The sequence below is a fragment of the Mycobacterium sherrisii genome, assembly GCF_002102355.1.
In the GTDB taxonomy this organism is placed as follows: domain Bacteria; phylum Actinomycetota; class Actinomycetes; order Mycobacteriales; family Mycobacteriaceae; genus Mycobacterium; species Mycobacterium sherrisii.
On the sequence record NZ_LQPT01000019.1, the window covers coordinates 140964 to 155626 of the forward strand.

Annotated in this window: 14 protein-coding genes; 9 read left to right on the forward strand and 5 right to left on the reverse strand. The window is 64.4% G+C overall.

The features are described 5' to 3' along the window. Nucleotides 1-661: 661 nt before the first annotated feature. The gene (locus AWC25_RS02165; protein WP_158089719.1) at nt 662-1276 is read left to right on the forward strand and encodes a DUF732 domain-containing protein; all 615 of its coding nucleotides are present in this window, start codon (nt 662-664) and stop codon (nt 1274-1276) included. Nucleotides 1277-1460: 184 nt separating this feature from the next. Here AWC25_RS02165 and AWC25_RS02170 read toward each other — a convergent pair whose 3' ends face one another. Continuing rightward, entirely contained in the window at nt 1461-2228 is a 768-nt protein-coding gene (locus AWC25_RS02170) for an SDR family oxidoreductase (protein ID WP_069398467.1), read from the reverse strand. Nucleotides 2229-2742: 514 nt separating this feature from the next. Between AWC25_RS02170 and AWC25_RS02175 the strand changes: the two genes are divergently transcribed. From AWC25_RS02175 to AWC25_RS02215, 8 genes are all read left to right on the forward strand, one after another. Further along, a complete protein-coding gene (locus tag AWC25_RS02175) occupies nt 2743-3078 on the forward strand; it encodes a GNAT family N-acetyltransferase (protein ID WP_232326877.1) in 336 nt (111 codons plus the stop codon). A gap of 58 nt (nt 3079-3136) precedes the next feature. Then, the gene (locus tag AWC25_RS02180; protein ID WP_085166281.1) at nt 3137-4609 is read left to right on the forward strand and encodes an MFS transporter; all 1473 of its coding nucleotides are present in this window, start codon (nt 3137-3139) and stop codon (nt 4607-4609) included. A 150-nt stretch (nt 4610-4759) separates the two neighbouring features. Further along, nucleotides 4760-5182, forward strand: coding sequence for an MmpS family transport accessory protein (locus tag AWC25_RS02185; protein ID WP_198166578.1), 423 nt, complete (start codon nt 4760-4762; stop codon nt 5180-5182). Beyond that, complete coding sequence (locus tag AWC25_RS02190; RefSeq protein ID WP_069398463.1) at nt 5179-8115, forward strand: MMPL/RND family transporter; 2937 nt, start codon at nt 5179-5181, stop codon at nt 8113-8115. The genes AWC25_RS02185 and AWC25_RS02190 overlap by 4 nt, the downstream gene beginning before the upstream one ends. A 705-nt stretch (nt 8116-8820) precedes the next feature. Next, the gene (locus tag AWC25_RS02200; protein ID WP_085166346.1) at nt 8821-9591 is read left to right on the forward strand and encodes an SDR family NAD(P)-dependent oxidoreductase; all 771 of its coding nucleotides are present in this window, start codon (nt 8821-8823) and stop codon (nt 9589-9591) included. An 88-nt stretch (nt 9592-9679) separates the two neighbouring features. After that, nucleotides 9680-10210: a cupin domain-containing protein gene (locus AWC25_RS02205; protein WP_232326876.1), complete on the forward strand. Its 531-nt coding sequence runs from the start codon at nt 9680-9682 to the stop codon at nt 10208-10210. A gap of 73 nt (nt 10211-10283) precedes the next feature. Next, nucleotides 10284-10679, forward strand: a complete 396-nt coding sequence (locus AWC25_RS02210; protein WP_069398461.1) for a Rid family hydrolase — start codon at nt 10284-10286, stop codon at nt 10677-10679. Then, nucleotides 10676-11341, forward strand: a complete 666-nt coding sequence (locus AWC25_RS02215; protein WP_069398460.1) for a nitroreductase family protein — start codon at nt 10676-10678, stop codon at nt 11339-11341. The genes AWC25_RS02210 and AWC25_RS02215 overlap by 4 nt, the downstream gene beginning before the upstream one ends. 67 nt (nt 11342-11408) lie before the next feature. On the opposite strand, the gene AWC25_RS02220 is transcribed toward AWC25_RS02215, so the two are convergent. From AWC25_RS02220 to AWC25_RS02235, 4 genes are all read right to left on the reverse strand, one after another. Next, nucleotides 11409-12842 (reverse strand): dihydrolipoyl dehydrogenase family protein, encoded by a 1434-nt coding sequence (locus AWC25_RS02220; protein ID WP_069398459.1) that lies wholly within the window; start codon nt 12840-12842, stop codon nt 11409-11411. Between the two features lie 150 nt (nt 12843-12992). Next, nucleotides 12993-13415, reverse strand: coding sequence for a cupin domain-containing protein (locus AWC25_RS02225; RefSeq protein ID WP_069398458.1), 423 nt, complete (start codon nt 13413-13415; stop codon nt 12993-12995). Between the two features lie 26 nt (nt 13416-13441). After that, the gene (locus tag AWC25_RS02230; RefSeq protein ID WP_069398457.1) at nt 13442-14362 is read right to left on the reverse strand and encodes an NADP-dependent oxidoreductase; all 921 of its coding nucleotides are present in this window, start codon (nt 14360-14362) and stop codon (nt 13442-13444) included. Beyond that, nucleotides 14362-14607, reverse strand: coding sequence for a hypothetical protein (locus tag AWC25_RS02235; RefSeq protein WP_069398456.1), 246 nt, complete (start codon nt 14605-14607; stop codon nt 14362-14364). The genes AWC25_RS02230 and AWC25_RS02235 overlap by 1 nt, the downstream gene beginning before the upstream one ends. Nucleotides 14608-14663 lie beyond the last annotated feature (56 nt).

The following is a 14663-nucleotide window of genomic DNA, read 5'->3' on the forward strand; positions in this document are numbered from 1 at the left end:
TCCAACCGCTTCGAAATCCGTTGCCGCACAGCGCTGAACTACGGGCACCACAGCCGTCTCACCGGCACCCACGCGGGAACGGGTGATGAAAGTCCGGACCGCGCGGTGGTGCCCACCGCTGCTACCGGCCGACCGACTGAGATGTCCAGACAGTGAACTGAAAGAAACGTACAGGTATCTCACAAGTAAAATTCAGTCCCCCGCAAGATATTGCGAGGATGATGAGGTGACGCTGAAACAAATTGGGCGTAGCGAGCCGGTCGCGACGTCGTTGAGGCAGCTGTCCATCGCGTATCCGCCCAGGATTTGCCAGAAAACAGGTGGCGGACGGCTCTGAAGCCAACGATCCATGCCACTATCCGAGCGGGGTGGCAAATGTCAATTCGGTCCCGCACAGTCGTCAGCCCAGCCGTGCCATCGCATGCAAAGTCTGGCGGGAACCGGACCGAATCCATCAGGTCCGCGTCAACGCGGGCTAACGGTGGCGCGCGCGGGGTGGGGGTAGTTGGTTCGGGCCGTCCTGGCGGCCACGACTTGGATGCGCACCCTCATCCGAACGCCGGTCCGGAACCGGGAAGCCCACACGTGCCTGCCCCGGGAGCCAACCCCGGGTGTGGTCGGCATCCCGTCAGGGAACGGCCTCAGCAGAACGGAACCTCACATGTTCGCCGGCATCATCACTCGCGCGTCCTATCTCGTCGCCACCATTGCAGCGCTATGCGGCGCCACAATTCTGCAGGGCGGCGCGGCCGCGGCCAACTCAAGCCAAGACGATCATTTCGTGGAATTGCTCAATCAAGAAGGCATTGGGCCCATTTCGGGTGTCCCGGCGCTCATCGACACGGCCCACCAAATCTGTGCGTTGCTCGGTGGCGGCATGCCCCCCGACGCAGTGGTGCAGGCGCTGGTGGACAACGCTAACGTCGTGACGCCCGGGCGCGACCCAGGCAGGGTCGCGCGTAGCGAGACCCTTTTCTTTAAGGCAGCGGTGGGCGCTTATTGCCCGGGCAACCCCGTCGCGTGGACCGGTCGGCGTCGGGTTGTACTCGCGTCGTATCCGAACGAGATCCAGGAACCGGCACCGGTTCCGCTTCCGCAGGTACCGAACGCAAACAAGATGACCTCACCACACGTGATGGCGCCCGCGCCCCCACCGAAGAAAGCTCCTCCAGTCGTCGGCCCGCCGGCTGCCGGCGGTGGCGGCAACGGCGGAGGTACTGCGGGCACGACAACGCAGCCGCCCCTCGAGCCCGGCCTCATCACGCTCGCACCGTAGCACCAAACCAAGCCCTCGACGTGCGGGCGGGGGCACAGGACCGGATCATGCGCGTTGAACAGCAGTGTCGCGCAGTCGCTTTCGCTGCTCAAACTCCGCTTCGGGAACCCATTCGCGTATCGGCCGTCCGGGCACGCAGAACAGGGTGGGGACGAGGCGGTAGGGACGGTCTGCGCATTGCGTGTCATCCCTCCGCGGCGCGACGGTCGCACGATGCGGTGATCCAGTCGCCGTACCGAGTGGCGAAGATGACGGCGTCGTCGGCCGGCGCGAGGGTGCGGTCGTCGATCGTGGCACCGAAGTAGGGCGCACGCGCGTCGGCCACGACCCGACGTGAGTCGCCCGCGGCGGCGAGGCCCGCGCGCACAAAGTCGTCCATACCGATCTCTTCGGGTCCGGCGATCTCCACCACGCTGTCGATCGGACGCTCAACGGCTGCGCGGGCCACGGCAGCGGCGACATCGTCGGCGGCGATGGGACGAAACAACGCGTGCGGCAGCCGGACAACATCTCCTACTGTCGCGGAATCGGCTAAGCCAAGCGCGAATTCGTAAAACGGCGTTGCCCGCACGATCGAATAGGGCTGGCCCGAATCCATGATGAGATTCTCTTGAACTCCTTTCGCGGTGTTGTAGCCGCTGTCGGGCATTCGCTGCGAGCCCACCACGGACAACGCGACATGGTGGCTAACGCCGGCTTCCCGTTCGGCAGCCAGCAGATTCCTTGTCGTGGTCGTGAAGAAATGCAGCACGGGTTCATCGTCGAACACGGGCGAATCGGCGACGTCGACGAGGACGTCCGCGCCGGCGAGGGCATTGGCCAGACCCTCGCCGGTCAGCGCATCGACACCTGACCGCCGTGAGGCGGCGACGACGTCGTGCCCCTGCGCGCCCAGCTTCGACGCCACTTTGCCGCCGATCAGCCCACGACCACCGATAACTACGATCTTCATGATCAACCTTTGCGAAGTTGCATGTGATGGCCCGTTGCTAGCGGCACTCACCCGCATGGCGCCCGCATGCCAGACCCGTTATCCAGCGATGATTGCACAGTCTATTGGGGTTATCAACCCACTCATGTTCGCACCGCGGCACTACCGACCGCGGCGCCGTAAGTGGTCATGTAAACCCGTGCGCCTACGCAACTCTGGCACAACGAGAGCGGCGTCGGTACTTTGTATTGCCGACTGGCGTGGACCGTTGTTGGCTTCGAGGTTGGTCGGACCATATACTGGGGTACTGGACCCAGTACGTCGTCACACGTATTCTGGGGCTTATGCCCCAGCACGTTGCGCGACCTCGTGTGGCCACACTACGCGGCAGGAGCAATGCGCGACCTGGCGAAGTCCGCTCGCGGTTGATGCCCGCCACGCCGTTGCTTGAGATGACCACGGAGGGATATTGACTGTGAGCGAATTGCCAACCCCGATGGGCAGTATCGAACGTCGAGCACACGATGGCCTTAAGATGTTCGTTACCGACAACGCCCAGGCGAATCGGTTCGAGGCGACAGTCGGCGACCAGGTGATCGGTCAGCAGCCATACCGACGCTACCGCGGACACATCGTGTTGATGGCCACCCAAGTCGACGCGCCGTGGCGAGACCGGGGTATCTCCTCGGCGATGATCTCCGGTGTGCTCGAACTGATCCGTCGGGCCGGCCACACCGTCATCCCCCGGTGCAAGGTCACCGGCGACTACATCCTGCGCCACCCCAAATACTCGGACTTGGTACCCGGACCCTATCGGGAGTTGCTCCGCCCCATCTCGCGGCCCGCCGCCCCAGGCAGACAGCACGGATGACCCGCGCACACAACGGCTCTGAGATCCAACCAGCGACACTGGCCCAACGGATCCGACCATGACGTTGCGCGACGCGCCACCGACGAGCCGTGCGATGGTGGTCGCGGTGACGGTGTCGATGGTGGCGCTTCTCGACTCCACCGTGATCAATCTGGCATTGCCCGCTATCGAGCACGACTTGCACGGCGGCCTGGCGTTACAGCAGTGGACCGTCAACGGCTACTTGCTGGCCATGGCGGTGGCGATTCTGCCCGGCGGGTCCATCTCCGATTTGTTCGGCCGCGTTCCGGTGATGCGGTTCGGGCTGATGACTTTCGGGGCCGGGTCGGTGTTGGCGGCGGCCGCCACCTCGCCGGCCACGCTGATCGTCGCACGCCTCATCCAGGGCCTGGGCGCGGCGTTTCTGGTACCGGGGTCGTTGGCGCTGATCAACACGGTGTTCGACAGAGCGCGCCAATCCGCGGCGGTTGGCATCTGGACCGGGTGGACCGGAACCGCCTTCGCGTTGGGCCCGCTGTTGGGCGGATTGTGCGTCGACTTTCTGGGCTGGCGTTGGATTTTCATCCTCTCCGCGGTCCCCATGGTGGTCGGGTATGCGCTGACCTTCTGGCTGTGCCCGATGTCAGGGCAGGTCCAAGGCGCCCGTGTCGATGTCGCCGGGGTGAGCCTGTCGGCGGTGGGGCTGGCCGCGACCGTGTATGCGTTAATCGAAGCGCAACGCTATGGCTGGGCCGACCCCACGGTCGTAACGCCATCGGTGATCGGGCTTACCGCCCTGGCTGGCTTCGTGCGCTGGCAGCAGCGCAGCGGGAATCCGATGCTTCCGTTGCCGCTGTTCACCGTTCGCAACTTCGCCGCCGCCAACCTCGTCACCGTCTTCGTCTATGGCGCCTTGACGCTGGCATCGCTGGCCATCGCCCTGTACACCCAGGAGGTGGGCGGCTACTCCGCAACCGCGGCCGGACTGGCCACGCTGCCAATTCCCTTGCTGTCGTTCATGTTTGCCCGTCACGTCGGTCGCGTCGCCGCGCGGGTGGGACCACGAGCGTTCCTGATCGCCGGACCCACCCTCGCGGGGCTTGGGCTGCTGCTGATCCGTCCGAAACCTCAAGGATTCCATGCGATTACAGACCTGCTGCCCGGAATGACCGTGCTGGCGCTGGGACTCGTCGCGACGATCACGCCACTGACGTCGGTGATGCTCGCGTCGGTGCCGACCGACCGCAGCGGTCTGGCCTCGGCAATCAACAACGCCGCATCCCGGCTGGCGGCGCTGGCGTCGATCGGGTCGCTGGGTCTGATCACCGCCGGCACAGCAAGCGCCGCCGGATTTGCCCGTGCCTTAGAGGTCAGCGGGGCCCTATTCGCCCTGGGCGCATTGAGCTCCGCCTTGGGGATCACCGATACCGCCGCGGTTTGCCCGGCCCTTGCCTGCGACATCGCCGCGTTGTGCCGAGATCGACCGAATGCGCAACCCGCTCTTGCCAGTAGACCGCCGCTGCGCGACGCAGATAGCATCCATGACGCTTAGACGTTCAAGTGACTTCCCCTGTTGCAGTGCGGCAGTCCGCGGGCAGCGCGGGAATTAACTCGACGGCTCACGCGCTTGCGCAACGGTGCCAGACAGGATGGAATGCCTTAATATCAGGCCCTCGAGCACTCCCCTGCAGGAGACACGGTGTTGACGCTTCTAAGACGTGCATGGGTGCCGTTGGTGGTAGTGGTCGCACTGATCATCGGCGGTGTCGCCGTGGACCGGCTGCACGGCGTCTTCCCGGGACAGGGCTTGCCCAAACCCGATCCCCGGGATGCGACCCCGCCGTATGCGGCCAAGACCGCCGTCTACGAAATTCTGGGACCGGCCGGGACGACCGGCGTCGTCAACTGGATGGACGCCGACGCGCAACCGCAGAAGGCCAACTTCACCACGCTGCCGTGGTCGCAGACGATCGTCGCGGAAATGCCTGGCATCTTCGCTTATATCGTGGCCCAAGGTGACAGCTCCACGATCGGCTGCCGGATCACCGTCGACGGCAAATTAGTCGATCAGCAACAATCCGACGGGCACAACGCGCAGGTTTCCTGTTTGGATAAATCCGCGTGACCGACAGCGGGAGCGACACGGACGAACTCCCGGTCGTGCCGCACTACGAACTTGAGCGGAAGCCGCGGCTGGCGCGCACCATTCGCGTCCTGGCACTGCCGATCGTCGTGATCTGGCTGCTGATCGCGGTCGTGGTCAACGTCTTCGTCCCACAATTGGAGGCCGTTGCCGAGGATGTCTCGGTGCCGCTGTCGCCCGCCGATGCGCCGTCGGTGACCGGGATGAAGCACATCGGGGAAAAGTTCAAGGAGTATGACTCCGACAACCTCGTGCTGGTGACCCTGGTCGGTGACAAGCCTCTCGGCGAGGACGCTCACCACTATTACGACGAGCTGGTCAAGAAGCTGAAGCAGGACACCAAGCACGTCGAACATACGCTCGACTTCTGGGGGCAGCGGTTTACCGCCTCGGGTGTCGAGAGCTACGACCATAAGTCCGCCTACGTCCAGGTCAACCTGCGCGGTGACCAGGGCGGCGCCGTCGGCGACAAGTCGGTGGATGCGGTTCGCCAGATCGTCGCGGACTCGAACCCGCCGGCGGGGGTGAAGGCCTACGTCGCGGGCCAGGGAGCCCTGACCGACGACACGATCGTCGTGGGTAACGCGAGCCTGTTCAAGATGACGATTATCACCATCATCATCATCGCGATCATGCTGATGTTCGTCTATCGCTCGATCGGCACCGTGCTGCTGACGATGGTCATCCTGTTCGTCGGACTGGCCACCGGCCGGGGCGTGGTGGCACTGCTGGGCGACACCGGCATCATGGGCCTGTCGACCTTTGCCGTCAACCTGCTGACGGCACTGGCCATCGCGGCCGGGACCGACTACGCGATCTTCATGGTGGGCCGCTATCAAGAGGGTCGCGAGCGGGGACTGGACCGCGAAGCCGCCTATTACGACACCTTCGCCGGGGTCACCAAGGTGGTGCTGGGTTCGGGTTTGACGATCGTCGGCGCGCTGGCCTGCCTGCATTTCACCCGGCTGCCCTACTTCAGTTCGCTGGCGTTTCCCTGCGCAATTGGCCTGCTGGTGGTGGTGGCCGCCGGGGTGACGCTGACACCGGCGCTGATCGCATTCGCGAGCGGCTTCGGTTTGTTCGATCCGAAGCGAAAGTTCAACTACACCCGGTGGCGCCGCCTGGCGACGGCCATCGTGCGGTGGCCGGCGCCCATCCTCGCCACCTCCGTCATCTTGGCGATCGTCGGCGCCCTGGGATTGTCTGGCTTCAACCCCCGCTACAACGACCTGTACTACCTACCGAAGAGCGCGTCCTCGGTCCAGGCGTACGACGCTGCCGATCGACACTTCACCCAGGCCCGGCTGAACCCGGACATCCTGATGATCGAATCGGACCACGACCTGCGCAACACCACCGACATGCTGGTTTTGGACAAGATCGCCGGAGCCATCTTCCGAGTGCCCGGCATTGAACGGGTGCAGAGCATCACCAGACCGCTCGGACCACCGATTCAAGATGGGTCTGTTCCGTTCCAGCTCAGTGTGCAGACCGCGCCCATCCGCGACAACCTCAATTACCTGAAGGCCCGCGTCGGCGATATCAAGAAGATCACGGGTTTCCTCGACACCCAGATCACCCTCTTGGAGCGCCAGTACGCGGTCACCCAGCGGCTCGCTGACGCCGCGGACGACAGCTCGAAAACCACCGGGGAAACCGCGGCCATCACGGACGAGATCCGGGACCATATCGCGGATTTCGACGATTTCTGGAGACCGATTCGCAGTTACTTCTATTGGGAGAAGCACTGCTACGACATCCCGATCTGCTGGTCGCTGCGGAGCCTGTTCGACGCCTTGGACGGGTTCGATCAACTCGCCGAGAAGTTCCATTCCCTCACCGGCGACCTCAAGAACACGGCGACGGCCACGCGCGAGCTGCTGGCGATCATTCCGGAGAACATCGCCGTCACGAAAGCCATCCGCGACACGACGCTGACCATCTACAGCACGTTCGACAGCCTGATCGACCAGTTCGACCGGCTGACCGACACCAATGCCGTAATGGGCAAGTCCTTCAACGACTCTCAGATCGAGAGCCTGTTCTACCTGCCGCCCGAAATCTTCTCCAACCCGGACTTCCAGCTGGGGTTGCGGTTGATGGTGTCGCCGGACGGCAAGGCTGCCCGCTTCATCATCACTCATTCGGTCGACCCTGCGACGACGGAAGGAATCGCCTCCGTCGACAAGGAACGCAACGCGGCCAAGGAGGCGCTGAAACTCACCTCGCTGCAAAACGCCGACATCTACCTCGGCGGCACGGCCGCAACGTTTTACGACATCGCCAACGGCGCCAAGTACGACCTGCTGATCGCCGCGGTCGCCTCGATTGTGCTCATCTTCATCATCATGGTGATCGTCACCCGCGCTTTGGTCGCCGCAGGCGTCATCGTCGGCACCATCGTGATGTCGCTGGGCGCCGCCTTCGGCTTCTCGACACTGATCTGGCAGCACCTTCTCAACTTCCAGTTGCACTGGGTGGCAACCGAATTCGCGCTGATCGTGCTCCTGGCGGTGGGGTCGGACTACAACCTGATGTTGGTGTCCCGCATCGAGGAAGAGATCGGGGCCGGACTGAAAACGGGACTCATCCGCGGCATGGGTCTCACCGGCCCGGTGGTGACCGCGGCCGGTCTGGTGTTCGCCGTCACCATGGCGACGATGATCACCAGCGACCTGCGGGCGATCGGCCAGTTCGGCACGACGATCGGGCTCGGCTTGATGTTCGACACCTTCGTCGTGCGATCGTTGATCACGCCGTCGATCATGACGGTGATGGGCCGCTGGTTCTGGTGGCCCAAGCGGGTACGGGTCCGCCCGGCCAGCCAGATGCTTCGGTCCGTCGGGCCGCGTCCCCTGGTTCGCGCACTGTTGCACCAGCCTCGACACGCGGTGCCGCTGGATCGGCAGACCTAGCAGCTGCTACCGCACCAAGTCGTGCGCGGTGTGGCCGAAAATGTGCGCGAAATGGACCGGGGATCCGCGGCCGTTACCTCCTGACCATGAGAGGAAGGCGGCGCTCTCCGCTCGGTGCCCTCGGTGGCCGGCTCGAGCCGACCACCGAGGGCACGGCTTTGACAGAAATCCGTCCGGGGCCGCGCTTACCTTTCGCGCTTGGCCGCCTTCGCGGCCTCGCGCCGAGCCTTGTCTTTCGTATGGGCCGAGCAGCAATGCCCCATCGCACAATGGAACTGGTCGCTGCACTCATGCGAACAGTAGGCCGCCGCGAGCGGAAGCCATTCCGGATCGGACACGTCACGCCGCTGGTCATTCACATCGAATGTGTGACCGCAGTGTATGCAGGTCCTGATCTTGGTTTTGGTCTTAACCATAGGGGTCAGAATACGCGCGATGGCGGTTAGCTGCGTCCGATCTTGGCGAGCGGATCACCGGTTAGATCGACCGGAAAACGCGCGCCGGAACTCATGCTGAGCCCGCTCTCACCCGCGTCGAGAATGCCCCAACCGGCATGTCCGTTCCTCCTCGGTTCACCACTCACCCGGGTGAATCCACGGCTGGGGTGATGACAGCTCACCCGGCGTGGACGCAGTGTCGGTACCACCCGCACGGGGCGCGAGTGTCCCCCTGGTGCCGGACTTCGCGGCCGAGAAAGGACCCCGAATGCATTTTGAGGCCAAGAAAATCATCGTTGTCGGCGGCAGCGCCGGCATCGGTCGGCAGGCTGCCATCGATGTGGTTGCGCACGGCGGCAGCGCGGTGATCATCGGGCGCTCGAAAACCCGTGTCGACGACACCGTCGCCGAGCTGACGAGGCGCTCGGGCCGTGCCTGGGGCATCGCCGCTGAGCTGACGGATCGCGCCGCGATCGCCGAGGTGCGGCGCGAGCTCTGCGAGCAGCACAACGATGCGACGTTGTTGGTGAACGCGGCCGGAATCTTTACGCCCAAAACATTTCTCGAGTACGACGAGCAGTTCTACGACTCGTTCATGGAACTCAACTACGCCCTGTTCTTCCTGACGCAGACCGTTGTCACGGGGATGATCGCCCGGGGAGAGGGCGGGTCGATCGTCAACATCGGCAGCATGTGGGCGCATCAGGCCATCGGTCACACCCCATCGACCGGGCACTCGATGCAGAAGGCCGGGCTACACGCGCTCACCCACAACCTGGCCATCGAGCTTGCCGGGCACAACATCCGCGTCAACGCCGTCGCACCCGCCGCCGTCAAGACCCCCGCTCTCGAGCGCTGGGTCCCCAAAGACGAAATCGACGCCACGCTCGACAGTTTCGCGCCGCTGCACCCGCTGGGACGCGTCGGGACCCCGTCCGATGTCGCCAACGCGGTCAGCTATCTGCTCTCCGACCGAGCGAGCTGGGTCACCGGGGCGATTCTCAATGTCGACGGCGGCTTCATGGCTGGCCGAAACTAGCCCGGCTCGGTCCTGCACCGTCGCGGACCGGAACCCGTTGGCGCGCTGGGTAATACCATCGAAATATGAGAGTTGAAAGGGGCGATCCGTGACCGACGACATCTTGAGGCCGGGGGGTCCGCCGGCTAGATCTGTCGGACGCACCGAAGGCAAGTCAGTGTTCCTCGGGACGGTCGGCGTCCGGCACATCGTCGACGAGGCTCAGGCGGACGGCCGCTTCTCGGTCCTCGAACACCCGATGTCACCCCGGGCGCTCGCCTCGGCGCTGCACCGCCACCACAACGAAGACGAGTACAGCTGGATCATCGAAGGACGCGTGGGCGCCCTGCTGGGCGATGAGGTGCTCTACGGCGGTCCTGGCGATTTCATCTTCAAGCCACGCGGCCAATGGCACACGTTCTGGAACGCGGGCGACGAGCCGGCGCGCATCCTGGAGATCATCTCGCCCGCGGGATTCGAGCAGTTCTTCGACGAACTTTCCGACCGCGGCGGCGTGGACAAGATATCGACAGCGGACTTGGACGAACTCTGTGCGCGGTACCACCTGGACATGGACGTCGACAGTGTGCCCGAACTATGCAAACGCTTCGACGTGAAGTTCCCCGGCGAGCCGATCTGATGACGAGACACTTCGTACCGATGACATTGACACCGGCCAGCTTTCACGCGCACCGACACCTAGGAGGATCGAGATGACCACCACCACCAACAGGTTTTACACCGGAGTGGGCGCACACATCGCCCCCGCATACGCCGACGCTATTGCCGTACCCGCGGGCGGCACACAGGTTTTCGTGTCGGGCACGCCCGGCGTACGCGAAGATGGCACCCTGCCGGAGGACTTCTCCGACGAGGCCAGGCAGTGCTGGGCCAATGTCGAAGATGCGCTTGCCAAGGCGGGTGCCAAGGTGACCGACATCGTCTACATGCGTCAGTGGCTCACCAATCGCGACAATGCGGCGGCCTACATGGCGGTGAGCAAGGACATCGTCCGCCACCAGCCCGCGGCGATGCTCGCCATCATCGATGGGTTGGTATGGCCCAACATTCGTGTGGAAGTCGAAGTCGTCGCCGTCCTGCCGGCATGAGCGACTACCCAGTCGTCGACTTGTCCGTCGACGCGCTGCTGACCACAACGCGGTCGGTGCGAAGACGTCTCGACTTGACCAGACCTGTTCCGCTCGGCCTGATCCGCGAATGCCTGGAGATCGCGGTGCAGGCGCCGACATCGTCCAACCTGCAGAACTGGGGCTTCATCGTGGTCACCGACGCCGCACAACGTCGCGCGATCGCCGACGTGTATCGCCGCACCTGGAATATGATCGCCACGTCCCCTTTCGCAGTCGCCGAGCGGTTCGAGGACGACCCGGTGCGTAATCGCGAGCAGCACAAGGTATTTGATAGTGCTGCCTACCTTGCCGAGCACCTCGGGGAAGTGCCCGTCTTGATGATCCCCTGCGTCGAGCTCGTCGACGGTGACGTCACGCTGACGGGCGACAACTCGAACAAGTATTGGGCTTCGATCATGCCTGCCGCGTGGAACTATATGCTGGCCGCGCGTTCTCGAGGTTTGGGAACCACCTGGACTGGGGTGACCGTGATGGCCGACGGAGAGATGCGGGCAATACTTGGCTTGCCGGACAACGTCTATCACGCCACCACCATTCCGACGGCCTACTACACCGGCAGTACTTTTCGTCGCGCCCAGCGGCTCCCGCTCGACGACGTAGTGCATCTCGACCGGTGGTAAGCCGGCCGCTACCTTTCGTAGCATCTCCACCTCACCGCCGAACGTGCGGATTCGCGCCACCAGCATGTCAACGGGTCAGCTCGGATTCTTCGGCCAGCAGCGGATCCCACACTTGATTGACCGTGGGATGCGGTGCGACAGCATGGCGTAACAGACTGGTGGGGACCTTCGCGAGGATCGCCAGGGTGGCGCCTTGTGCCAGTTCGGAGAACTCCGGCCCGACGAATGTCGCACCGAGCAACGTGCTGGTGTCGGCGTCGATCACCAATTTCGCCCATCCGTCGAAGCCGTCCCGGTACAGGGCCAGAAACGACAATGTGCCCGGGTAGCGGGCGGTTTGCGTCCGCACCGTGAACCCCTCGGCGCGTGCCTGACTTTCCGTGCGCCCCACCCTGACCACTTGCGGCTCGGTGAAGATGACCTGCGCCACGGTGCCGGCGTCGCGCGCAGCCAACTCGTCTTCCCCCAGATCACGTCCCGCGGCCCGGGCCGCGATGATCTCGGCCACGAGACGTCCGTGATAGGTCGAAATGTGGGATAGCCGAGCACGCCCTGTGCTGTCTCCCAGCGCGTAAAGCCAATTGCCTGCGACGCCGACCGCCTGCAGATGGTCGTTCACCGAAATTGGCTCGCCGTCAAGCAAGCCCACGGTTTCCAGTCCCAGGTTGGCGGTGTTGGTCAGCCGCCCGGCGGCCAGGACGATCTCGTCGACCTCAACGGTCTGATCCCCAAAAGTTGCGGTGACCGGGCCACCCGGCACGGGTCGGACCACCGCCGACAATTGCGTGTCGAAGTGAATCTTGACGCCCTTGCTGCGCAATGATTCCGCGATCAGCTCGCCGACTTCGGGTTCGCAATTGCGCAGCAGGCTGCTACCGCGCGCCAGAAGTGTCACCGCCGAACCCAAACCCGTCAGGATGGTCGCGAACTCGACGCTGACCGGTCCGGCACCCACCACCACGGCCCGGGGAGGCACGCGTGCCATGGTGGTCAAGTCGCGATTGGTCCACGGGCGGGCATCCGCCAACCCCGGGACTTCCGGCACGTGAGGACGAGTACCGGTGGCCACCACCACCGCGTGGCGTGCCGCTAGGACGACCTCGCTGTTGTCGGCGCACGTCACGCACACCCTGCGCGCACCGCTGAGCCGGCCGAACCCACGAAACACCGTTGCACCGGCTCGCCGCAACGAGTCCAGCCGGTCCTCATCCGAGAGATGTTCGATGATCGAGTCGCGTTTGGCGAAGACGGCCGCGACGTCCGGTCCGTGACCCGAAATCCTCTGCTGCACACCGGGGACCGTTCGGGCGAGGTTGAACACCTCGATCGGCCGAAGCAGGGTCTTACTGGGGTTGCAGCCAAAGTAATGACATTCCCCGCCGAGCAGCCGATTCTCGACGAGGGCTACCGTAAGACCCGCCGCCGCGAGCTTGCGCACTGCGGCCACGCCGCCGACCCCTGCACCGACGACAACGACGTCGAAGTTTCTACTGGCTTTCATCTACTTTCGCTTCCGAAGTCCGCACCGTGGACCGGGCGACAACGGTCGGCGAACAACCACCGCGGCTGGCGTTCGCATCGATTCCTCTGAAGATTCTCGTGAAAGTCGTCGCTCGACGACGCTGCACGCCGTTGCCGCCGACCCGCTTCTTCAGTCGTCGGTGGTGAGCGGGCCATCCCCGGTATCGACCAGAAAGACCGCGAGTAAATCGGCCGGATCGATGCTGCTGGCATTTTCGCTGACCGTGTGGTGCGCGCCCGGAGATTCACTCCAGGTCTCACCGGCCTGATACACGCGCGCGGGCTCACCTTCGACTTGACTACGGATCGCCCCGGAGAGCACGTACGCCATGATGAACGCCGACTTCGCGTGGTGGTGAGCCGCGCTTTTAGCTCCCGGCGGATAGTGAACGGTCACCGCTCGCATCGATTTGCCTGGGACATTACTCGGCTGGCTGAAAACGGTTCGGACAACTGGGTTTTGGCCAGAATTCTGCGGCGTCGGCTCGCCCCGGGCGGCTGGCGACAGCAGCACCGCAACGCTGAGCGCGGCAAGTGGCATTTTCAGTAACATGTCGTGGCCGCCTTGATAACTCGTCTTCAGTCTTCGGCCACGCGCAAGATCGTCTTGCCGGGAATGCGCTTGCCGGGAGCGAATGCGGTGGCAGCTTCGGCCAGCGGCAGCACGGCACCCACCACCGGTGTGAGGCGGCCATCCCGGACTCGTGCGGCGAGCTCGGCAAGCTGGGCGCGATCGGTTTCGACCAGGAAGAAGATCGCCCGCCCATCGCGGGGCAGGGTCTTCGGCGGCTCGGCGACGGTGACGAGCGTCCCGCCGCTCCGCACCAGTTCCGCCGAGCGGGCGAGGATATCCCCGCCGATCACGTCGAACACCACGTCGACTTCGCCTGCCTCTTCCAGTTTCTGGGTTTCCAGGTCGAGGAAGGTGTGGACGCCGAGCTCCACGGCCCGCTCTCGGTCCGCGGTCCGGCCGGTACCGATGACGCGCGCACCGATCTCGCGAGCGAGTTGGACCGCGATTGACCCAACCCCGCCGACGGCGCCGTGGATTAGAACGGTTTGTCCAGCGGCGAGGTTGCCGTGGTCGAACAGGCCCTGCCAGGCGGCCAATCCGGAGATCGGCAGCGCCGCGGCGACGGTGTGGTCGATGTCCATCGGCAGCGGCGCGAGATTGCGGGCTTCCATCGCGGTGTACTCCGCCAGCGAGCCGTTACGGGCCCAGTCGACGAGCCCGAACACCCGCTGACCGACACTCAAAAGTGTAGTGCCATAACCCAACTCGACCACGACGCCAGAAAGCTCGTGGCCTGGCACGCTCGGCGTCCGATCGCGTCCGGCACGGTCGATCCAGGTGTGCGGCCAGTCCAGCTCGCCACGCGTGAACCCCGCGGCGTGCACCCGCACCACAACCTCGTTGTCGGCGGGCTGGGGATGCGGCAGGTCGGTCAATGTCAGGCCGGCGATACCGGCATCCCGATCGGAAACAGTGATGGCTTGCATTACAGGTCCTTCCTGCTGTGGGTTGTCGCCGGTGGATCCGCCGCGGGCTGCGGCTCGACGCTGATGAGCTCAAGGCCTAGGTCACGGACCCGGTCGAGAAGTCCGTAAAGCTGTGACTGGTCGCGGATTTCACCGGTGAAACCGGTCTCGGTCGTACCGGCCTCAAGGCGCATTCCTTCCAACGCAGACCCCATCCGCTCGGTCACGCGGCCTCGGATGCAGATCCGGTAAATCGTCGGCTCCACTTGACCCTCCGCTCGCCAGCTGTTGATTAGGGTTCATCGGCGCGGGGTGAGTAGTC